This is a genomic window from Aeromonas sp. MaB10011B (assembly GCF_017939325.1).
Lineage (GTDB): Bacteria > Pseudomonadota > Gammaproteobacteria > Enterobacterales > Aeromonadaceae > Aeromonas > Aeromonas caviae.
The window spans coordinates 50,959-71,197 of record NZ_JAGKRK010000075.1; the positions used below are offsets into that span (position 1 = coordinate 50,959).

The window sequence follows — 20,239 nt, forward strand, 5'->3', positions numbered from 1 at the left end:
TACGTTCGCGGTGCGAAATATCAATGTAAAGTTCCCGGCAAGTTTCAAAAATATGACCGAGTGCAAATAATCATGATTCTTGGTGTGGGCACTCCCAGGCCACTCATGTCGGCAATGACAGCGCTTTCATGGTGATTTCACCGTTCTCCTGCGCAGATCTTGCCGTCAAGGCAGAACTTTCTTTGTTAACCCGGTGGCAACATATAATTTTGTATCACAAAAAAAGATGGGCCCGGCGGGATGCCCACTGTCATGAGCGTGAGCCGTCGCCCGACAGACAGGGGGACCAGGGATGTGAAAGAGGTGAGGGAGCCTGTGACTGAATGGATGAGGCAATCCGTCATTGGCCGTGAGGACATGACGGGAGTATCAGGAGAAGGGTTGCGGCAAGGCCGTACTGCGGGCAGGTAGACAGGGAACGCGCCCCGGGTCTGGTGCGAACCAGACCCGGGGGTTATCAGGCCTGGCTCAGGATCCGGGGGATCTGCTGGGCCTGGTGGTGTATGTGCTCCGAGACCTGCACCGAGAGGCGGCTGCCCTGGCGTGCGTGCTGGCTGATGCGACCAATGAGGGCGGCGAAGCTCGCCAGCCTGTGCTCCTGGCTCTTGGCATTGTCGGCGCCCTGCAGGGCGATGACGGCGGTGCTGCGCGCCATCTCCCGCACCGTCAGGGTGGTCTGGCGCAGTTGCTCCGCCTGCTGGCGCTGCTCGGCGGCCTCTGCGGTGATGCGGGCCAGCACGGTGGCGAGCTGATCCCCCGCCTGGGTGAGGCTGGCAAGGATCTCGGTGATCTGGCCGAGGGAGCGCTGGGTGTCGGCGGAGAGGTGGCGCACCTCGTCGGCTACCACCGCGAAGCCGCGTCCCTGCTCCCCGGCCCTGGCCGCCTCGATGGCGGCGTTGAGGGCCAGCAGGTTGGTCTGCTGGGAGATATGGCCGATGACGTCGACGATGGCGGTCACGTCCTCCACCGAGCGGGTCAGCTGGGCCAGGGCGCCGCTGCTCTCGTCGATGGCGAGCCCGGTCTGGGCGGTAGCCGTCAGCATGCCCCCGACCAGCCGCTCGCTCTGGCTCATGGAGTGTTCATTGTGCTGGGCGTGCTGGGCGATTTCGGCGGCGACCTGGTGCACCTCGCTGGCGAGCTGGTTGAGCTCCTGCATCATGGTGTCGCTCTCGTCCACCGCCTGCTCCGTGGTGCGGGTGCTGTGATGGATCTCCTGCACCTGGTTGACCATCCCTTGCAGACTTTGCGACACCGCCGATAGCTGGCCCTCTTTCTGCTGCTGATCCTGTTGCAGGCGCTGTATCAGGCGGTTGTAGCTCGCGACGATGTCCGCCAGCTCGTTGCGCTCGCGCCCCGGGGTCAGCAGCTGGGCCTGACCCGTGGCGTCGAGCTGCAGGAAGGCTGCCCGCAGTTGCAGCAGGGGCCTGACCAGCCAGCGACGCTGCACCAGGGCGAACAGCAGGGCCACCACGACCAGGCAGAGCGCCAGCACGCCGAGCACGGTGGCCAGCTCCCGGTTCATGGTCTGACGGGCGGCGGCGAGTTGTTCGCCCAATTGCTCCCCCGCTTGCAGCAGCTGGGTGATGTCCTGCTGCACCATCTGACGAGCGGCCTGCTGCTGTTGCAGCGCCTTGCGGCTGTTTTCCAGCTCCTGGGGATAGCGCTTGAGCAGGGAGGTCAACTCGGCTTTGGGTTGATCCCCGAGCTCCTTGCGTATTGGCTCTCCCAGGGTGAATTCGTCGGCCGGTGCCTCCTCGAAAAGTGCCAGGCTCGGCAGGGCGGCCAGGGCGTCGGCCTGCTTTTGCAGGGCAGCCAGCTCGAATTGCAGCCCTTCGAGACGCTTGGCACTCGCCTGCTCCATGTAGTTCTGGCGCTGGTGGGCGAGGGAGGGGAGGGCGGTCAGGATGTCGGCCGCCCCCTGGCGATACTGCTCGGCCAGGACCGGATCCCGCCCGGCGGCTGCTCCCTGCTGGCCGTAACGGAGCAAGGCTTTGGCCTGGGTGGTCAACTCGTTCTCGGCATTTTGCAGCAACCACTGGCTGTTGCCGGAGAGCTTGCCCGCCGCCAGATAGTCGCCGTCAATGCGGGTTTTCATCTGCTCAAGCCGGGCGTTTAGCGGCTGGGTCTGGGGATCCTCCAGGCGGGACAACAGCGCCAGCGCCTGCTGGCGCACTCCCTGTGCCTGGGCCAGCAGCAGGGGATCCCCGCTGCCGAGATAGTCGCGAAGCGCCCCCTGCAACGGACCGCTCAGTTGCTGTTGCAGGCGCTCCTGCAGACGCTGGGCCTGGGCCGAGTGGTTGAATTGTTGCCAGCCATGATAGAGCGCGGTGGCCTGGACACCGGCCACCAGCAGCAAGACGAGGGAAGAGAGGGAGGCAAAATGGGCAATTTTCACATCAGATTCCTGCTTGAATCACGCAATGGGCGCGAGCTTAATCAGGTCTGATGGCGTTTTTATGACAGCGGCTGTGCCAGCTCCCGTTGACTTGGGCTCTTCACCAGCAGGCCGAGCAGGGCGCCGCCCATGATGAGCCCCCCCGCCAGCAGATGGCGCGGGGTGAGCGCCTCGCCGTTGAGCCAGACCAGCAGCAGGGTGCTAAGCAAGGGAGTGAGGTAGGCGAGCGCGCCGATGCGGCGCGGATCCCCGTCCCGCAGCGCCAGATACCAGGTGACGAAGGCCGCCCCCATGGGGCCGAGGGCGAGCCCGGCGATGAGCAGCCAGTCCCCCAGGGGGATCCGGGCGAATGGCAAGGGGCCTTCCAGCATCCATGCCAGCAGCAGGGCCAGGAGCCCTGCGGGCAGGCAGGCGGCGGCCGTGACCACGGCGGGAGCGGGAGGCAGGCGGCGGGAGAGCACGGAATAGGCGCCCCAGACGATGGCGGCGCCGAGGGCCAGCAGGTAGCCGGGCAGATGGGCCTGTTGCAACTGCAGGTGACCATCGACCATCACCAGCACCGATCCCGCGAGACCCAGGGCCCCGGCCAGCAGATGGTGCAGGCTCAGGGGATGACCCGGCAGCAGCAAGGGGGTGAACAGGATGATGCACAGCGGCCACAGGTAGTTGATGAGGTTTGCCTCCAGCACGGGGGCGTGGCGAAAGCTTGTGAACAGCAGCAGGTGATAGAGCAGCAGGGCGGTGATGGTCACCAGCCAGGTGAGGGGGCTGGCGCGCCACTGGCGCCAGAATGGCAGAGTGCCCGCCCCGCAGAACAGCAGCACCAGCCCCACCAGCACCAGCGGCGAGACGCTGGTGATCCGGGAGGTGAGCGCGGCGAGAGAGGCCCACAACAAGATGGTGAGCAGGGCAAAACCGGTGGACTTGTCCCACCAGGAAGACGCAGGCATCCAACACTCCTTTGCAAGATGAATGAACGAAAAAGAGGGCCAGTCTAGCAGACTGGCCCTCGTCACACAGCGTTGCCGTGACGGTGCGGGTTATGACTCCCGGCTCGGGACGGCCCCTGCCGCCGGAGCCAGGGACTGCCCCTTGACGTACCAGACGATGAGGGCCAGCACCAGCAGCGGCAGCACGGGGTCGAACCAGGTGCCGCCGGAGCCGAACAGCAGGTTCAGCAGGGCGACGCCGGTGCCGCCAATGGCCCAGGCGATGGTGGTCGGGATGGACCAGACGATCATCTGCTGCTTGACGTCGGAGATGCCCATCATGCGGTTGACCACCCAGAACAGGCTGTCGTTGAAGTAGCCGAAGAAGAGCGACCCCATGGTGGCGGCCTGGGCGGCCAGCAGCATGTTGACCCCGGGGATCTGCGCCAGGATGGGGGCGGAGATGGAGGCCGCCGTCACCATGGCCACGGTGCCGGACCCCTGGATGAGGCGCACCAGGGTCGCCACGATGAAGGGGATCAGGATGGGGGAGATGGGCAATTGGGCGATCTGCTCGGCCAGTTGCTGGCCTGCGCCACTGTCGCGCAGCACGGCCCCCAGCGCTCCACCGGCACCGGTCACCAGCAGGATGATGCCGGCCGACTGCAGCCCCTCTTCCAGGCGGGCGGCGGTGGCGTGCCTGTCCATGTGCGGCACCAGAGTGTAGACCGCCAGCAGCACGCTGATGGCCAGCGCGATGATGGGGGTGCCGATGAAGTTGATGCCCTGCACCAGGGGGTTCGCCATCAGGCCGTCCATGCCCTCCAGGGTGGCCAGAGTGGTGAAGATGGCCTTGACGAAGATGAGCACGATGGGCACCAGGATCGGCAGCAGCGACAGGGTCAGGCTCGGCAGGGTCTTGCCCTCCTTCTCCTTGAGGTACTGCTCATAGGTGGCTTGCAGCTCGTCCGGGGTCTGGGCGGCCTGGGCACCGAACTCGGGGTACTTCTTGTCGAGCCACTGGGCGTAGAAGACGATGCCGAGCACGCAGGGGATGGCCAGGGCCATGCCGGTCAGCAGCATGGCGCCGATGTCCACGCCAAACAGGCCGGCAACCCCCAGTGGGCCCGGGGTCGGCGGCACGGTATGGTGGGTTACCACCAGGCCGCCCGCGAGCGCCACCCCCAGGGTGAGCAGGGAGCGCTTGCCGCTTTTTGCCAGCGCCTTGGCCACCGGATAGAGGATGACGAAGGCGGAGTCCACGAAGATGGGGATGCTGACGATGTAGCCCGTGATGGCCAGGGCCCACTCCTCGCGGCGCTTGCCGAGCCACTTGATGAAGCTGTAGGCGATCTGTTCGGCGGCGCCGGAGACCTCAAGCAGGCGACCCATCATGACCCCGAGGCCAATGACGATGCCGATGCTGCCGAGGGTGGAGCCAAAGCCCTGGGTGATCACGGTGAGGGTCTTGTCGATGCTCATGCCGCCGGTGATCCCGGCGATGCAGGCCGCCGCCAGCATGGCGATCAGGGCGTGCACCCGGGTGCGGATGACCAGGAACACCAGCACGAAGACCGCGATGATGAGACCGATGATGGGGGTTGGGATGTCGCTCATGATGCCTCCTGCATGTCATGGGTGATGAAACTGTCGATGATGTCGGCAAACGTCCTGTCTGCCGCGAAGCCGAGGGCGTAGGCCCGCTGGTTGTCGATGCGTCCCGGCCAGCTCGCCACGATGCGCTCGATGGCCGGATCGGCGGCAAACTGCACCCGATCCCGGGCCGCCTGGCCACCGGCCCGTGCGAGGGCCTCCAGCATTTCGCCGACGGTCACGCTGATGCCGGGCAGGTTGATGCTGCGGGCGTCACCGGTGGCGGGAAGTCTGGCCGCCAGCAGGAAGTTCGCGACCACGTTGGCGGGGCTGGAGAGCCAGAGGCGCAGATCCGGGCTCACCGGGCAGATGGCGCTCTCCCCTTGCAGCGGCTCGCGGATGATGCTGCTGACAAAGGAGGAGGCGGCGCGGTTCGGCTTGCCCGGCCGCACGCAGATGGTGGGTAGGCGCAGCACCAGGCCATCTACATAGCCCTTGCGGCTGTAGTCGTTGACCAGCAGTTCCCCCATGGCCTTCTGGGCGCCGTAGGAGGAGGTGGGGGTCAGGGCGGTACCGTCATTCACCAGCTCCGGCAGCGGGCCGCCATAGACGGCGAGGGAGCTGGTGAAGACGAAGCGGATGCCCGGCCGGGCATGGCGGCACGCCTCCAGCAGGGTGCGGGTGGTGTCCAGGTTGACCTGCCAGCCCAGATCGAAGTCCTGCTCCGCGTGGCTGCTGACGATGGCGGCCAGGTGGTAGACCACGGCGGTCCGCTCGCTGATGAGGGACTCGGCGACACCGGGTTCGGTGAGGTCGGCCCGCAGACAGCGAACCCTGGGGTCCGGTAGGGGGGATTGCGGCTGCTGGATGTCCACCAGCAGCAGCTCGGTGAAGGGGTGGGGGCCTTGCAGCAGGGCCCGGGCCAGTTTCTGGCCCAGGAAGCCACCGCCGCCGGTGATGATGATCTGCATCTTGTTATCCTCAGACTCGTTCATGTTCAGGGTCGTTATTGTTGTGTCAGCCAGGCCAGCCCTTCCCGGGTGCCGGCTCTGGGGTTGTACTCGCAGCCAATCCAGTCGTGGTAGCCCGTCTGCGCCAGCACCTTGAACAGGTGGGGGTAGGCGATCTCCCCCTCGTCAGGCTCGTGGCGATCCGGCACCGAGGCTATCTGGACATGGCCGATGGCCGGGCCCAGCTTGCCGATGAGACGGGTGAGATCCCCGTCCATGATCTGGGCGTGATAGAGGTCGAGCTGCACCCCCACGTTGGGTCTGTCTATCTCCTGCACCAGGGCCAGGGCGTCGAGCTGGTGGGCCAGGAAGTAGCCGGGTACATCCCGATCGTTGAGTGGCTCGAGCAGTACCTTGATGCCGTCTTCGGCCAGGAAGTCGGCGGCGAAGCGGATGTTGTCGATCAGGGTCTGGCGGTGGGCCGAGAGGCTATGAGCAGGGTCCACGATGCCGCTCATGGCGTGTACCTTGGTGCAGCCGAGCGCCAGGGCATAGTCACGCACGCTTGGCAGGTGGCCGCGAAACTCCGCTTCCCGCCCCGGGATGGCGGCCATGCCGCGCTCCCCTGCCGCCCAGTTGCCCGGCGGCATGTTGAACAGGGCTTGGGAGAGCCCCTGCTCGCGCAAGCGGCGGCCCAGCTCTGCGGCCGGCCACTCGTAGGGGAAGAGGAACTCCACCGCCTCGAAGCCTGCGTCGCGGGCGGCGGCGAAGCGCTCCAGGAACGGCACCTCGGTAAACAGCATGGTGAGATTGGCGGCAAACTTGCTCATGGTTTCATCCTCCTCAATTCATCAATTTCGGGTTCGCTCAGGTAGCGGATGGAGTGGCCATGGAGCATCAGTGCCAGGCGCGCCGTCTCCTCCAGCTCTTCCATGTTGTTGACCGCATCCACCAGATCCTTGCCCGTCACCACGGGGCCGTGGTTGGCAAGCAGGAAGGCGTTGCCTTCGGGAGCGCGGCGCCCCAGCTCCTCGGCGATGCGGGCATCCCCCGGTTTGTAGTAGGGGATGAGCGGCAACTGGCCGACCCGCATCACGTAGTAGGGGGTGAAGGGGCGGATGACGTTGGCCGGATCCAGCCCCTCCAGACAGGAGAGGGCGGTCAGGTGGGTGCAGTGCAGGTGCACCACGGCCCGGCAGTCCGGATTGTTGTGGTAGATGGCGAGGTGGAAGGCCACCTCCTTGGAGGGGCGATCACCTCCCAGGTGTTCCCCCTGCAGGTTGACGTGAGAGAGCCTGTCGGCGCTGAGCCGTCCCAGGCAGGAGCCGGTCGGGGTGGCGATCAGGGTGCCGTCCGGCAGCAGGGCGGAGAGGTTGCCGGCGCCCCCGGTGGCATATCCGCGCTGGAAGAGGGAGGCCCCCAGCATCACCATGGTGTCGCGCAGTGCCTGTTCAGTCATGGAAGTACTCCTGAGCCTTGTCGAAGAAGTCGTCGCTCCCGAAATTGCCGGACTTGAGGGCCAGCGACAGGGGGGCGTCGATGGCCCGCACCCAGGGCACACCGGGGGCGATCTGCGGGCCTATGTGGAACGCCTTGACGCCGAGGGCCTGGGTGACCCGGCTCGAGGTCTCGCCACCGGCGATGATGAAGCGGTCCACCCCGGCGCCTTGCAGCAGTTGGGCGAGGCGGGCAAAGCAGTGTTCCACCGCGTCGCTGGCCGCCTGCTGGCCGTGGGTTTCCTGAATGCGGGCCAGCTCTGCCGGGCTGGTGGTGGCGTAGACCAGCGGCGCCGGGGTCCGGGGCTGGTCCAGTACCCAGCGCGCCAGCTCGGCCGGGTAGTCGGCCTCTTCGAGGCAGCGCACCACATCCAGCGCCAGGGCAGGAGCGTGCTGGCGATAGCGGGCCACCTGACGGTTGGTCATCTCGGAGCAGGAGCCCGACAGCACCGCGGCGCGGGTGCCTCTGGGCCAGCCCGCTTCGCGGGCACCCTGCAGATCGCCGCTGCCAAGCTGACGGGCCAGGCCGATGGCGAGGCCGGAGCCGCCGGTCACCAGGGGCATGTCGAGGGCGGCGGTGGCGATGTCCAGCAGGTGCTGCTCGGTCAGGGTGTCGACCACGGCGTAGCGCACACCCGCTTGCGTTAGCTGCTCAAAGGCGTCGGCAATGGCGCCGGGACCCTGTGCGATGGTATTGAACGGCACCAGACCGGCACGGCCCTGGGCCTGCCCCTCCATCAGCCGCAGCAGGTTGCTGTCGGTCATGGGGGTGATGGGGTGATGGCGCATGCCGGACTCGGCGAGCGGCTGGGCGCCGACGAAGAGGTTGCCCTGATAGACGGTGCGACCGTTTACCGGCAGGGCCGGGCAGATCAGGGTGAACTTGCTCTCCAGCGCGGCCAGCAGGGCGTCGGTGACGGGGCCGATATTACCCGCCGCCGTGCTGTCGAAGGTGGAGCAGTACTTCTGGTAGATGCGTGGGCAGCCGCGGGCCTTGAGCCAGTCGAGGGCCGCCAGGGAGTCGCGCACTGCCTCATCGGCCGGGCAGGAGCGGCTCTTGAGGCTGATCACCACGGCGTCGACCCCGGTCAGATCCGCCTCTGCCGGGATGCCGGCAAACTGGATGGTGGAGAGGCCGTTCTCCACCAGGAAACCGGCGATGTCGGTGGCGCCGGTGAAGTCGTCTGCGATGACTCCGAGTTTCATGCTTGCTCCTCCTGACCCGGCAGGGTGATGCCTGAGAAGATCTTGATGACGGCGCTGTCATCTTCCTGGCCGTGGCCCGCGTTGCTGGCACCGAGGAACATGTTCAGCGCCGTGCTCGCGAGCGGCAGCGGGAAGCGCAGCGCCTTGGCGGTGTCCGCCACCAGGGTGAGATCCTTGACGAAGATGTCCACTGCGGAGCGGGCCTGGTAGTCACCGGCCAGCACACGGGGCATGCGGTTTTCAAACATCCAGGAGTTGCCGGCGGCATGGGTCACCACGTCATACATGAGATCCAGGGACACGCCGGCCCGACTGGCCAGGGCCATGGCTTCGGCGGCCACCGCGATGTGCACCCCGGCCAGCAGCTGGTGGATGATCTTCACCGTGCTGCCTTGGCCCGGCTCGCTGCCGACCCGGTAGACCTTGCCGGCCACCGCATCCAGCACCGGGGCCAGCTTGTCGAAGGCGGCGTCGGCGCCTGCGGCCATCACCGTCATTTCGCCGGTATCGGCCTTGATGGCACCACCGGAAACCGGCGCATCCAGCATCGGCAACCCCATCAGCGCCAGCTCGGCAGCCAGGGCGCTCGCCTCTTCGGCGGCGATGGTGGAAGAGACCATGATGGCGGTGCCCGGTTTGAGGTGGCGAGCCAGCCCCGCTTCGCCGAGCAGGATGCGGCGCACCTGGGTGGCGTTGACCACCAGCAACAGCACGGCATCGAGCGTCTCGGCCAGGGGCCTTGCATCGGCCATGACGGCGGCGGCACCGGCCTGCTGCAACTGGCCGCGGGCCTGTTCGCTGAGGTCGATGCCATAGGTGGTGAGCCCGGCCCGCAGGCAGGAACGGGCGGCGCCCATGCCCATGGCGCCCAGGCCGATGACCGCAACATGATAGGGAGTGCTCATCTCGTGATTCCTCGATTACGACTGATGAGCAGATAGTAGAGGCTTGCGGCGATGAAATATCAGGCAGGCATCACAAAAAATAACTTATTGCGTGTTAATTTTTGTTATTTATGAGGATTGAGATTCTTTCGAGTCAAATTTTGGTGTTTTTTGTGTGAATAAATGTGATTTGTGAGCCCGTTTCAGGTTATTTATCATTTTTTCCCAGGTCGCTGGGGTAGAATGGCACCTTCCTTTTCCCGAGGCGCGAGGCAAGATGATTCCCGTAGAGCGACAGCAACGTATCCTGCAACTGCTGGCAGAGCGCGGCGTGGTCAGCATAGTGGAGCTGACCGACTGGCTGCAGGTCTCCCACATGACCATCAGGCGCGACATCCAGAAGCTGGAGGAGCAGGGGAGGGTGCTCTCCGTCTCCGGCGGGGTCAGCCTCTCCCAGCGGATCAAGAGCGAGCCCTCACACGCCGCCAAGCGCAGCCTGATGCAGGGAGCCAAGCTGGCGATCGCCCGGCTTGCCGCCGCCCAGGTGAGCGAGGGGAGCACCGTCTATCTGGATGCCGGTACCACCTCCCTGGAGCTGGCCCGGGAGCTGGCGCTTCGGGAAGACTTGATGATAGTGACGAACGACTTCATGGTGTGCGCCTACCTCATCGAGCACGGCCGCTGCCGCCTCTATCACACCGGGGGTCAGGTCATTCGCGAGAACCAGTCCTGTGCCGGGGAGGCCACCGCCCACTTCCTGCGCAACCTCCATCTGGACATCGCCTTCCTGTCAGCCTCCTCCTGGGACAGTCAGGGGATCTCCACCCCGAGCGAACAGAAGGTGCCGGTGAAGCGGGCCGTGGTGGAGTCGGCGGCGACCCGCATCCTCATCTGCGATTCGTCCAAATATGGCAAGGTGGGGACCTTCAACGTGGTGAGCTGGGATGCGATCGATCAGGTGATCACCGACGAGCAACTGCCCCAGAGCGCCCGCGAGGCATTGGCACAGCACGGGGTCAGGGTGACCATGGCGCCGCTGGCCAGTCTGGTGGCCAGCGCCGAACAGGGGTAAGGAAAGGGGCGACAGGCGGCGAACCACAGCGTCACCCGGCCGGGATCAGCGACCCTCTGCCGCCGGCTCCTCCGCCAGGTTGGCGGAGCCCTGGATCACCTCCCCCGCCTTCTCGATGTCCCGTCCCATCCCGTGGATGGTGTTGCAGCCCAGCAACCAGAGGCTGGCGCAGAGCACCAGCAGCATGCGATTCGTCTTCATCCTTGCTCCTTTCATGCTATGGGGTCAGTTTGAGCAGGCGCCCCTGGCCTGAATCCGTCAACAGGTAGAGGGCGCCGTCGGGGCCCTCCTTGACGGTACGGATCCGCTCCCCCAGATCGGTCAGCAGCCGCTCTGCCGACACTATCTTGTCTCCGTCGAGGTGCAGGCGCAACAAGGTCTGACCGCGCAGGGCGCCGACGAACAGATCCCCCTGCCACTCCCTGAACAGGTTCCCCTGATAAAAGGCCATGCCCGAGGGGGCGATGGAGGGCACCCAGATCCAGCGCGGTGCCGTCATGCCCGGCGCGCTCTGGCCCACGCCAATCTTGCCGCCCCCGTACTCCTCGCCAAAGGTCACTCTGGGCCAGCCGTAGTTGTGGCCTGGCAGGATGAGGTTGACCTCGTCCCCGCCCTGGGGACCGTGCTCGTGAGCCCAGAACTGCTGGCTGCCCGGACGCAGGGCCGCCCCCTGCATGTTGCGATGGCCCAGGCTCCAGATCTCCGGCAGGGCCCCCGGCGTCTTGACGAAGGGGTTGTCGGCGGGGACCCGGCCATCCTTGTGCAGGCGTACTGTCTTGCCGAGGTGGTTGTCCAGCGTCTGGGCCCGCTCCCGCTCGCTGTAGCGATCCCCCAGGGTGATGAAGAGGTGGTCATCCGTCAGCACCAGGCGAGAGCCGAAATGGGCGCCGCCAGCCACCTTGGGCTCTTGGCGAAACAGCAGTTGCCAGTCGACGAGGGCGTCTTTTTGCAGCCGGGCCCGGGCCACGGCGGTGCCGGCGCCCCCGTCCCCCGGCTCGCTGTAGCTGAGATAGAGCCAGCCATCGCTGTCCAGGGCGAGATCGAGCAGACCCCCCTGGCCCGTGGCGGCGAGGGGCGGCAGGCCGGAGACCACATGGCGGTTGCCACCCGCGTCGATGCGCAGCAGGCGCCCAGGGCGCTCGCTGACGAGGTAGCCGCCATCCGGCAGCAAGGCGAGCCCCCAGGGGTGGCGTAGCTCCCCCGCCACCGGGGTCAGGGTCAGCGCCCGCACCGGGAGCACCAGGCAGACAAGCAGCAGGGCAAACAGTCGCAACATGGGGGCCTCCTCGCTCGGCCAGACCTGAATGTCGCTGAAGTATAGGGGAGGCAAACGGGAAAACGTGAGCAACAACAAGCCATTGGATGATACCGGCAGCGCCGGTTGTCCCTTGGGGCAGGAAGGGAAAGGGGGTGAGCCAGGGCTCACCCCCTCTGGCTAGAAGAGGGCTGGCACGATGCGAAGCGGGTGCTCCGATGGTTTGACTTTGCCTATCTTGCGCTTGGGCCGCTTCACCGGCTCCGCCGGCAGCGCCTCGTAGGGGATGTGCGCCAGCAGGTGGGAGATGATGTTGAGGCGCACCCGTTTCTTGTCCTCGGAGTGGGCCACGAACCAGGGGGCCCAGGCGGTGTCGGTGGCGATGAACATGGCATCCCGCGCCCGGGTGTAGTCATCCCAACGATCGAAGGACTTGATGTCCATGGGGGAGAGCTTCCAGATCTTGCGGCCATCGTCGATGCGATCACGCAACCGCCGCTCCTGCTCTTGTGGGGTCACCTCCAGCCAGTACTTCAGCAGAATGATGCCAGAGTCCACCAGGGCTTTTTCCACCATGGGGGTGCCAGCCAGGAATTTGTCGCTCGCCTCCTCGCTGCAAAAGCCCATGATGCGCTCCACCCCGGCCCGGTTGTACCAGCTGCGATCGAAGATGACGATCTCCCCCGCCGCCGGCAGATGGGGGATGTAGCGCTGGAAGTAGAGCTGGCTCTTCTCCCGCTCCGTGGGGGCGGGCAGTGCGACGACCCGAAAGACCCGGGGGCTGACCCGCTCGGTGATCGCCTTGATGGTGCCCCCCTTGCCGGCCCCGTCGCGCCCCTCGAAGACGATGCAGACCTTGAGCCCCTTGTGCACCACCCACTGCTGCAGCCTGACCAGCTCCACGTGCAAGAGGCGCAGCGCCTTTTCGTATACCTTGTTGCCAAGGGGCTTTTGCGCCTCGGCCACGACCGGTTCTTCCGTTCTGGATTTTCGTTTGCTGCCCATGATGTCCTTCTCTGTGTCTCGGCGAATGGAGGGCCGTCCTGCAGGACGGCGCCCTTCAAGGGTAGATGACGGTGTACCGCCACCGGGAGTGGCAACTACCGGGGGATGGCCGGGATCATCTTTGGTGGGGCTCGCGGGGTTGTTGGTGGCAGTGAGACATTGAAGAGGGGGGGGGGCGGGACCTGGCCGCCATGGATGCAGGGGAAATGGCGCAGAAACGCACAAGGGGCTGGCATCATGACGATGCCAGCCCCTTGCTGTGTATGGCGTTCCCGACTGGAGTCGAACCAGTGGCCTGTCCCTTAGGAGGGGACCGCTCTATCCTGCTGAGCTACGGGAACCTTGTGGCGGGCATTATACAAGAAGCATTGTGCTTTTAAACCCTTGATTCCTATTCCAATACGGCCAGGTCACCGATTTGGACATTGAACGGCGAATATTTGTTCTGACTGCTGATGATGGCGCCATCCTCGAACACCTGTACCACCTCGAACAGACCGTCAGCGGGGTTGCGCATCACCCTGGACTTGCCATAGGGGTCGACGAAGTCGGCGCTGTGCTGGACCCGGAACTGGTCCCCGAGCTTGACCCCGTTGCGACGGCCCAGGTTGATGTGGGGGCCGCGCTCGTGCTGGGCCACGATCCGGGCGGTGACGGGGGCACAGGCGAGTTCGGCGGCGATGTCCTGGGCCGCCTCCTTCAACTGGTAGCCCACCTCCTGGCCAAAGCTCGACTGCCAGAACTGGCCGCCGCTGCTGCCCACCTGTTCCCGCTTGGAGAAGGTCCAGTTGGCGCGGCCCTTGTACTCCTTGCGGCCGAGCAGGCTGCCGTTGATGCCGTCGAACAGGTAGAGCTGCATGGAGAAATTGCGCACGGGATCCTCATACCAGCTGGTGAGGGCGTTGCCCTGGGGCTCGAGGGAGAGGTCGTCGATGCTGCCGAGCACCAGATACTGGCTGTCGGTGCGCAGGCTCAGGGCCTTGATCTCCTCGAGGGCGCTGCGATCCCCCTGTTGCAGATGGAGAGGGTCGATGCGCAGGTTCTCGTCCAGCCACTGGCGTGCGACCACCTGGGGCGTCGTCGCCAGGGTTTCAAACAGCCGGCGGGAGAGATCGGCGGGCATGTCGTCCAGGGCACCGGTGCTCGCCTGGTCCGGGTAGCGCATGCGCAGACGCACCAGCGTCAAATCCTTGGCGTAGTGCTGGGTCTGGCAGATCTGCCGCTCCGCCTGGATGTCGGCCACGAGGGTGATGTACATGCGGCCGTTGCGCACCTCTTCGCGCTTGAGGCGGTACTGGCGGATGTCGCCGCCGGAGCGGATCTGGATCTGCTCGGAGCGCAGGCTGCCGTTTTCCAGGCGCTGGATGCTGGAGACGGAGGCACCGCTGGCCAGCAGCGCCTGGCGCAGGGCATCCCGGGTCGCCTGCTCGCGGGCGTAGACCTCGTCGCCCCCCAGAATGGCGGCACTGCCCTGGGCCTCGATAAGTTCGGCCCTGGCCGACAGGCTGGCCAGCAGCAGGGTGAACAGCAGCGAAACTTTCATAACAAACACCTTGAGTGGGCGACCCCGCTGCCGCCGGTGGGGCGGGTCAGGGATCCTGGACACAGATCCGGTCTGCACCGGAGCGGGTGACCAAATAAAAGCAAGAACCATGCCTTCTTCCCTGGCCGGAGCACGCGCGGTAGGCTCCGGTGGCACAGTGCGCGCCTTTGCCCGGGGATCATCGAGGATCCTGCGCGCATTCCCGCCTCAAGTGTTGGCGGTTGCGACCGATAACAGGTCAGGTGCAGATACAGGAAAGGTATCCATGAAGAGAGTTATCACGGTGCTGGCGGTGGCGCTGGCATTGGTCGGTTGCGGGTCGGCCGACCCCATCAATCGGGAGCTGGGAGACCCCCGCCAGGCGGCGAAGGGGATGGAGCTCAACTGGCTGGTGGCCCGCATGACGGATCAGCTGATGGAGCGCAAGTCCCTCACGACCCTGACCGAGCCCATTGCGGTCGCCTCCTTTGTCGATCTCGACACCCTGAAGGACACCAACTGGATGGGGCAGCAGATCGAGGAGAGCTTCATCTACGAGCTGAACCGGCGCGGTGAGGTGGTGGTGGACTTCAAGACCACGGGCAACATCCAGGTGACCCCGCAGGGGGATTTCGTGATGAGCCGCAACTACAAGGATCTCTCGTCCCGGCTGCCCATCTCCCGCATCCTGACCGGCACCTTCAGCCGCAATCAGCAGGGGATCCTGGTCAACGCCCGCATCATCGATCTGCGCACCAAGATGGTGGAGACCACGGCCCAGAGCCTGATCCCGAAACAATATTTGTCCGGTGCCAGCAACTCCTTTGGCCGGGCCTCCATCAATCGCGGTTACCTGATGCGGGGGGGCCAGAGCCCGTCCGGCCATCTGGTCAACCTGACCCCTTGAGGTGGCGCGTCATGAAGCGTGAAGCGGGCTGGCTGACATTGAGCCGTGAAACATCGGGTGTGGTGAACAGGAAAACGGGGAAACAGCGATGAAAATCTTGTTGGGTTGCCTGATGGCCATGTTGCTGACGGCGTGCAGTGGCAACCGGGTGGTGAACTATGACGTGGGCGAGAAGCCCGATGATTTCCCGGTGCTCAAGGCGGTGGGGTATGCGGTGATCGACATCCAGCCCGGTCCCTCCCAGTCCGAGAAGATGTTGCAGGCGATCCGCGCCTCCAAGATGGACGCCTACCGGGAGCTGGCGGAGCAGCTCAACGGCCAGCAGGTGCGCGGCCAGAGCAGCTACAAGGACCTGACCCAGACCTCCAACTCCCTGGATGTGTCGGTGGCGGGTATGGTGCGCGGTGCCCGGGTGGTGGCGACCTATCCCCGTGGCAACACCTATGCCACCGAGCTGGAGCTCGACACCCGCAACCTCTATCACCTGAACCAGCTGATGGCGGGCCAGTTCTAGGGCGGGTCCGGGGGGCGCCGGCATGAGCCCGGCGATCATCACGGCACAGACAAAGGCGAGCGCAGGCTCGCCTTTTTGTTTGGTCGGGAAGGGGCTCGGATCTGCGGGGAATAACCGGGGTTGGCGCGTTGGACTGCATTGGGCCTGGGGAGGATAACCGGGGTTGGCGTCTTGGTGGGGAACTGGTCTTCGGCAGGAGAAACGGAGTTGATGGCCGGGCGGGATCCGGCCTGTGGCGAGGAAAAAGGGGGCTGAGGTAGTACAAGAGGCGCCCGGGCGCCGGAATGTCGGCCTTTTTTGTTTAGGGAAATCTAACGATATAGCCATGTCGTTAAATAAAGCCAAACGATAGAAAGGCCCGGCAGGCGGCAAAAGGGGGCCGCAACGGGAGGAAGATGGCCTGATGGTGAGTGGAAAGACAGCAGCGCCAGGATCCCGGGTCCACGAGGAAGGGGGTGGAGGGCGGTTTAACGCCGGAAGGGAAGGGCGGGACTGGGCCGCGTCTCACGGGGAGGGCGCATAGAGCACAAAGGCGAGCCGGGGCTCGCCTTTGTGTGGCAGGGGCGGGATCCGCTCCCCATCAGCTTCCCATCAAGACGGGCGGCACGGCGGTCGGCTTGACGTCTTCACTCGGGTAGCAGCCCAGCACCTTGATGTAGCGGGTGATCTTGGTCAGCTCCAGCAGGGCGGCCTGCATGGCCGGGGTCTGCAGGTTGGCGGAGACATCCAGGTAGAACATCTCCTCCCAGGGGTTGCCCTGCACCGGACGGGATTCCAGCTTGGTCATGTTGATCTCGTGGCTGCGCAGCACCAGCAGCGCCTCCACCAGGGAGCCCGGCTTCTGGGAGGTGGACATGATGAGGGTGGTCTTGGCCGGGATCTGGGGCGCCACGTCGATGGGCTTGCGCGCCACGACTATGAAGCGGCTGTAGTTCTCCTTCTGGTTGGCGAGCTGCTCGGCCAGCACGTCCAGGCCATAGAGCTCGCCGCCGGCGGCGCTGCCGATGGCCGCCGCTTCCGGGCTTGCCAGCTCCTTGACCTTCATCATGGCGCTGGAGGAGGAGTCGCAGATCTCGTGGCGCGCCCCTTCCAGCTTGCTGAGGTAATGGGAGCACTGCTGGAACACCTGGGGATGGGCGTAGAAGGTCTTGATGCGTTCGATCTCGGTGGGCACGGCGGTGAGGATGCAGTGCTCGATGGGATAGGTGAGCTCACCCACGATTGAGAGGGTGGTGTGCTGCATCACGTCGTACACCTCGTTGATGGAGCCCGAGCTGGTGTTCTCGATGGGCAGCACCCCGAAGGCGGCGCGGCCCGACTCCACCGTGTCCAGCACCTCGCGGAAGTTCTGGCAGTTCACCTCGATCACCTGATCCTTGTAGCGGGCCAGGTACTTGCGGGCGGCCAGGCTCGAGTAGGAGCCGCGTGGTCCCAGGTAGGCAACGCTGGTCATGGGCTCCTGCTGCTGGGGGTTGAGCAGGCTCTGCAGGTAGGCCTGCTGGGAGAGCACGGAGTCTTCGATGATGGTGTGGTAGATGCGGGTGATGTACTGGGCATCCAGTCCGAGGGCGCGCCCTTTCTGGATCAGGGCGACCAGCAAGTCCTGCTCGCGCTGGTGGTCACGGATGGGACGGGGATTGGCCTGCTTGGCGCGGGCGACCTCGATGCTGAGGGTCTTGCGTTTGGCCAGCAGGGCGAGCAGCTCCTGATCCAACTGGGTGATGTCGTGTCTGATCTCGTCGAGCGTTGCCATGGTGGTTCCCTATCCAGTGATTCTGTGGTGTGTGGTGCAAAAAAAAGCCTCCGCTGGGGAGGCTCGATTCGTCTTTGGTTTCTGTTTACGCGAATGGTTCACGTGACGACGGGCCTTCCCTCATGTGGGCCGGGTAAACGAGAAAACAAAGAAGAATGGTGTGTTCATGGGCGTGTCCTGAATGTAACGCCATAACCATTAAGGGATTTGGCGGTGCGATGCAAGTAAAACTTGCCCGGGGGCGTTGAACGGGGCAGGGTGGTGGCTCGGGTTGCCGGGGGAGAGTGAGCGTCGTTCTGGTCCCTGTTTATGGCAACCGCCGTGACCACATCCGTGGCAACAACACATAGAGGGGACGAGACGATGGCGGTGATCTTCGATCTGGGCAGGGTGGTGGTGCGCTGGGATCCGGTGGCCATAGTGAGTGGGGTGCGCGGACCCGAGGGGGCGACTGCGATCGCGGAGCAGCTGTTCAACCACCCGGACTGGCTGGAGGTGGACAGGGGGACCCTCTCCCTGCACACCATGGCCCGTCAGGCGCAGGGGCGCATCGGCCTGTCGATGGCGGAGAATCTGGCCATCTTGCAGGCGGTGCCGTCCTCCCTTGTGCCGGATCCTGCCATGGTGGCGCTCATCGAAGAACTGCACGGTGCAGGCCACCCCCTCTATGCCCTCTCCAACATGGGGCACGCCAGCATCGACTGGCTGGAGCAGCATCAGTCCTTCTGGCGCTTCTTCAGCGGCAAGGTGGTGTCGGCCCGGGTGCGGATGCTCAAACCCGAGCCCGACATCTACCGCTATCTGCTGGTGTCGTTCGACCTCAAGGCTGGGGAGTGCCTCTTTATCGACGACAGCCCGGCCAACGTGGCGGCGGCCGAGGCGCTCGGTCTGCGGGGGCTGATCTTCACCGATCCGGCCCGGTGCCGGGCGTATCTGATCGCTCAGGGGTTGTTGCCTGCCTGAGGAGAGCCAGTTTCGCTTCGCAGCGAAAAAAGTGTGCAAAACCTTGATTGAGGGCAAATAACGTACAGCTTTATCCATGCTCTTTAAGTGTATATTCAGCTTGGTGCGGGCAAACTGGTATCCAGTTCATCATCCGGAGTTGTTGTTATGGATGCCAATGTCGTTGCGCTGCATCGGGGATACGATCAGACCTTTCAAGCCAGGGAACAGAGGCTCATCAACATCCTGGCCGGTTACAGCGAACTGCTTGTCTCCTTCTCCGGCCGACTGGAATCCTGCTACAGCATGGATCTGTGCCGGGCCAGCGGGGTGCGATTTCGCGCCATCACCCTGGACAACCCCACCCTCAGCCGCCAGTCGGTGGCCAGGGCACAGCGCTACTGCCGGCACTACGGCATCCCCCATCAGGTGCTCAAGACCGACGAGATGATCTTCAGCGCGCACCTGGGCCACCTCGCCGAGGTGACCGACCCGGTGCGCTACCTCTGCCAGCAGCTCGAACATGAAGAGGGCCCGCCGCTGCTGATGTCGGCCTCGGTGGAGGAGAAGCGGGAGTACCTGCGCCGATTCCACAGCCTGCCCGCCAACACCCTCTGGATCTTTGCCGAGCAGGGGATGACCAACCGGGATTTTCGCTACGGCTTTCACAAGCGGCAACTGGCGCTCTGGGGAGACGTGGGGGAGGCCTGCCTGAGCCGGCGCTTTGTCGATATGACCTCCCTAGACAGGCGGCACCTGCGGATGGTCGACATGGCCGAGCAGATGCTGGTGGACATGGGGCTGGGGGGAGCCCAGGTCTTCTTCCATACCCTGGGTGACAGGGTCACCACCCTTGCGAGGATCCGGGTGCCCGAACGGCTGCGGGCCCTGGTGTTCGACATGCAGCCCACCATCCAGAAGGCCCTCAGGAGTGCCCAGTTCGATCTGGTGACCCTGGATCTGGCCACGCTGGAGGATCCCCACCCCCTGGTCATCTGATCCGGGGCGTAACGTGAGGGGGGTCATAGGCAAGGAGGGCACGACTCTTTATACTGCCCCCTTCGCATCCTTTATCGAGTGCCTGCCCATGAAACCCCTCTCCCGACTGCTGGTCGCTCTCTGTCTGTGCCCTCTGCTGGCCGAGGCGGCTTCCCTGCACCAGATCACCTTGCCGGATGGTCGCCAGGTGCAACTCAATGACGATTTCACCTGGGAATACCTGCTGGTCAAGCCGGCAGCCACGGTAGCCGGTCAGGCAGTGACGGCGAGTGTCGCGGCCCCGGTGCTGACCGAGCAGGCCATGGCCCATCCCGACTTGCTCTCCCAGGCGACCCGGGACGGCATCACGGTGAAGCTGGACCAGGTGGCGGGGGACGATCCCCTCAGCCTGCAGTTCGTGGTGAGCAACACCGGCAGTCGCAACGTGGTGCGCGTCAACGGCAGCCTGACCCTGTTCAGCGCCGACGGGGTGCAGCTCTCGACCGAACCCGTGCGCTTCTGGGTCGGGGAGAACCGCCTGCCTGACTCCTACCTGCGCAAGGGGGAGGCACGCGCCTCCCGGGCCATCGAGCTGGCACGACCCGCCGGCCTCACCGGCAAGCCGCTGGTGCGGGTGCAGATCGACGAGGTGGAGTTCCGCTAGGATGACGGCGGGGGAGCCCTCGCTCCCCCGCAGAGTGTTGCACCGGTAACCGCCAGCAATATCCGCTTACATCTGACATGGTTTGGCAACAGCTTGCTCCTCGGCGTTGCCCCCTTTGCCCGTCACAATGGCTCCATTCCAGTTAGGTCCGCCTAACTCAACCCATGGAGTCAA

At 65.0% G+C, this 20,239-nt stretch carries 17 protein-coding genes, 1 tRNA gene, 1 pseudogene and 1 other annotated feature; of the genes and pseudogenes, 6 read left to right on the forward strand and 13 right to left on the reverse strand.

The window, feature by feature from the left end; all coding sequences use genetic code 11:
• Positions 1 to 457: 457 nt before the first annotated feature.
• From J9893_RS16340 to ltnD, 8 genes are all read right to left on the reverse strand, one after another.
• Positions 458 to 2,395: a methyl-accepting chemotaxis protein gene (locus J9893_RS16340; RefSeq protein WP_128313715.1), complete on the reverse strand. Its 1,938-nt coding sequence runs from the start codon at positions 2,393 to 2,395 to the stop codon at positions 458 to 460.
• A gap of 59 nt (positions 2,396 to 2,454) precedes the next feature.
• Complete coding sequence (locus tag J9893_RS16345) at positions 2,455 to 3,345, reverse strand: DMT family transporter (RefSeq protein WP_103859117.1); 891 nt, start codon at positions 3,343 to 3,345, stop codon at positions 2,455 to 2,457.
• 90 nt (positions 3,346 to 3,435) lie between these two features.
• Positions 3,436 to 4,941, reverse strand: coding sequence for a gluconate:H+ symporter (locus tag J9893_RS16350; protein WP_010673294.1), 1,506 nt, complete (start codon positions 4,939 to 4,941; stop codon positions 3,436 to 3,438).
• Positions 4,938 to 5,912, reverse strand: a complete 975-nt coding sequence (gene denD, locus J9893_RS16355; protein WP_246875620.1) for a D-erythronate dehydrogenase — start codon at positions 5,910 to 5,912, stop codon at positions 4,938 to 4,940. Before denD ends, J9893_RS16350 begins: the two co-directional genes overlap by 4 nt.
• A gap of 11 nt (positions 5,913 to 5,923) precedes the next feature.
• Positions 5,924 to 6,697, reverse strand: coding sequence for a 2-oxo-tetronate isomerase (otnI, locus tag J9893_RS16360; RefSeq protein ID WP_210601709.1), 774 nt, complete (start codon positions 6,695 to 6,697; stop codon positions 5,924 to 5,926).
• Positions 6,694 to 7,326 carry an aldolase gene (locus J9893_RS16365; protein ID WP_041214644.1) on the reverse strand — a complete coding sequence of 211 codons (633 nt, stop codon included), beginning with the start codon at positions 7,324 to 7,326 and terminating at the stop codon, positions 6,694 to 6,696. Before J9893_RS16365 ends, otnI begins: the two co-directional genes overlap by 4 nt.
• A complete protein-coding gene (gene otnK / locus J9893_RS16370) occupies positions 7,319 to 8,569 on the reverse strand; it encodes a 3-oxo-tetronate kinase (protein WP_210601708.1) in 1,251 nt (416 codons plus the stop codon). Before otnK ends, J9893_RS16365 begins: the two co-directional genes overlap by 8 nt.
• The gene (ltnD, locus tag J9893_RS16375) at positions 8,566 to 9,474 is read right to left on the reverse strand and encodes an L-threonate dehydrogenase (RefSeq protein ID WP_210601707.1); all 909 of its coding nucleotides are present in this window, start codon (positions 9,472 to 9,474) and stop codon (positions 8,566 to 8,568) included. Before ltnD ends, otnK begins: the two co-directional genes overlap by 4 nt.
• 256 nt (positions 9,475 to 9,730) lie before the next feature.
• Between ltnD and J9893_RS16380 the strand changes: the two genes are divergently transcribed.
• On the forward strand, positions 9,731 to 10,525 hold the full coding sequence (locus J9893_RS16380; RefSeq protein WP_010673300.1) for a DeoR/GlpR family DNA-binding transcription regulator: 795 nt from the start codon (positions 9,731 to 9,733) through the stop codon (positions 10,523 to 10,525).
• 78 nt (positions 10,526 to 10,603) lie between these two features.
• Here the strand turns inward: J9893_RS16380 and J9893_RS16390 are convergent.
• The 4 genes and pseudogenes from J9893_RS16390 to J9893_RS16405 form a co-directional block, all read right to left on the reverse strand.
• Positions 10,604 to 11,801, reverse strand: a pseudogene (locus J9893_RS16390) (PQQ-dependent sugar dehydrogenase); the annotation flags it as partial.
• Between the two features lie 159 nt (positions 11,802 to 11,960).
• A complete protein-coding gene (gene ppk2, locus J9893_RS16395) occupies positions 11,961 to 12,785 on the reverse strand; it encodes a polyphosphate kinase 2 (protein WP_210601704.1) in 825 nt (274 codons plus the stop codon).
• 264 nt (positions 12,786 to 13,049) lie between these two features.
• Positions 13,050 to 13,126 (reverse strand) — tRNA-Arg (locus J9893_RS16400).
• A gap of 50 nt (positions 13,127 to 13,176) precedes the next feature.
• Complete coding sequence (locus J9893_RS16405; RefSeq protein ID WP_039041370.1) at positions 13,177 to 14,328, reverse strand: flagellar assembly protein FlgT; 1,152 nt, start codon at positions 14,326 to 14,328, stop codon at positions 13,177 to 13,179.
• 265 nt (positions 14,329 to 14,593) lie between these two features.
• On the opposite strand from J9893_RS16405, the gene J9893_RS16410 reads away from it, so the two are divergent.
• Together J9893_RS16410 and J9893_RS16415 are read left to right on the forward strand one after the other, a co-directional pair.
• A complete protein-coding gene (locus J9893_RS16410; RefSeq protein ID WP_010673310.1) occupies positions 14,594 to 15,214 on the forward strand; it encodes a FlgO family outer membrane protein in 621 nt (206 codons plus the stop codon).
• An 88-nt stretch (positions 15,215 to 15,302) separates the two neighbouring features.
• Entirely contained in the window at positions 15,303 to 15,728 is a 426-nt protein-coding gene (locus tag J9893_RS16415; RefSeq protein ID WP_010673311.1) for an LPP20 family lipoprotein, read from the forward strand.
• Between the two features lie 580 nt (positions 15,729 to 16,308).
• Here J9893_RS16415 and pheA read toward each other — a convergent pair.
• Complete coding sequence (gene pheA, locus J9893_RS16420) at positions 16,309 to 17,481, reverse strand: prephenate dehydratase (RefSeq protein WP_010673312.1); 1,173 nt, start codon at positions 17,479 to 17,481, stop codon at positions 16,309 to 16,311.
• A 38-nt stretch (positions 17,482 to 17,519) separates the two neighbouring features.
• Positions 17,520 to 17,653, reverse strand: a sequence feature (Phe leader region).
• A gap of 191 nt (positions 17,654 to 17,844) precedes the next feature.
• Here pheA and J9893_RS16425 point away from each other — a divergent pair.
• The 3 genes from J9893_RS16425 (at position 17,845) to J9893_RS16435 (ending at position 20,065) form a co-directional block, all read left to right on the forward strand.
• Positions 17,845 to 18,444, forward strand: a complete 600-nt coding sequence (locus J9893_RS16425) for an HAD family phosphatase (RefSeq protein WP_210601718.1) — start codon at positions 17,845 to 17,847, stop codon at positions 18,442 to 18,444.
• Between the two features lie 147 nt (positions 18,445 to 18,591).
• Positions 18,592 to 19,422 carry a hypothetical protein gene (locus tag J9893_RS16430; RefSeq protein WP_069651771.1) on the forward strand — a complete coding sequence of 277 codons (831 nt, stop codon included), beginning with the start codon at positions 18,592 to 18,594 and terminating at the stop codon, positions 19,420 to 19,422.
• 88 nt (positions 19,423 to 19,510) lie between these two features.
• Positions 19,511 to 20,065 carry a DUF3157 family protein gene (locus tag J9893_RS16435; protein ID WP_210601703.1) on the forward strand — a complete coding sequence of 185 codons (555 nt, stop codon included), beginning with the start codon at positions 19,511 to 19,513 and terminating at the stop codon, positions 20,063 to 20,065.
• Positions 20,066 to 20,239 lie beyond the last annotated feature (174 nt).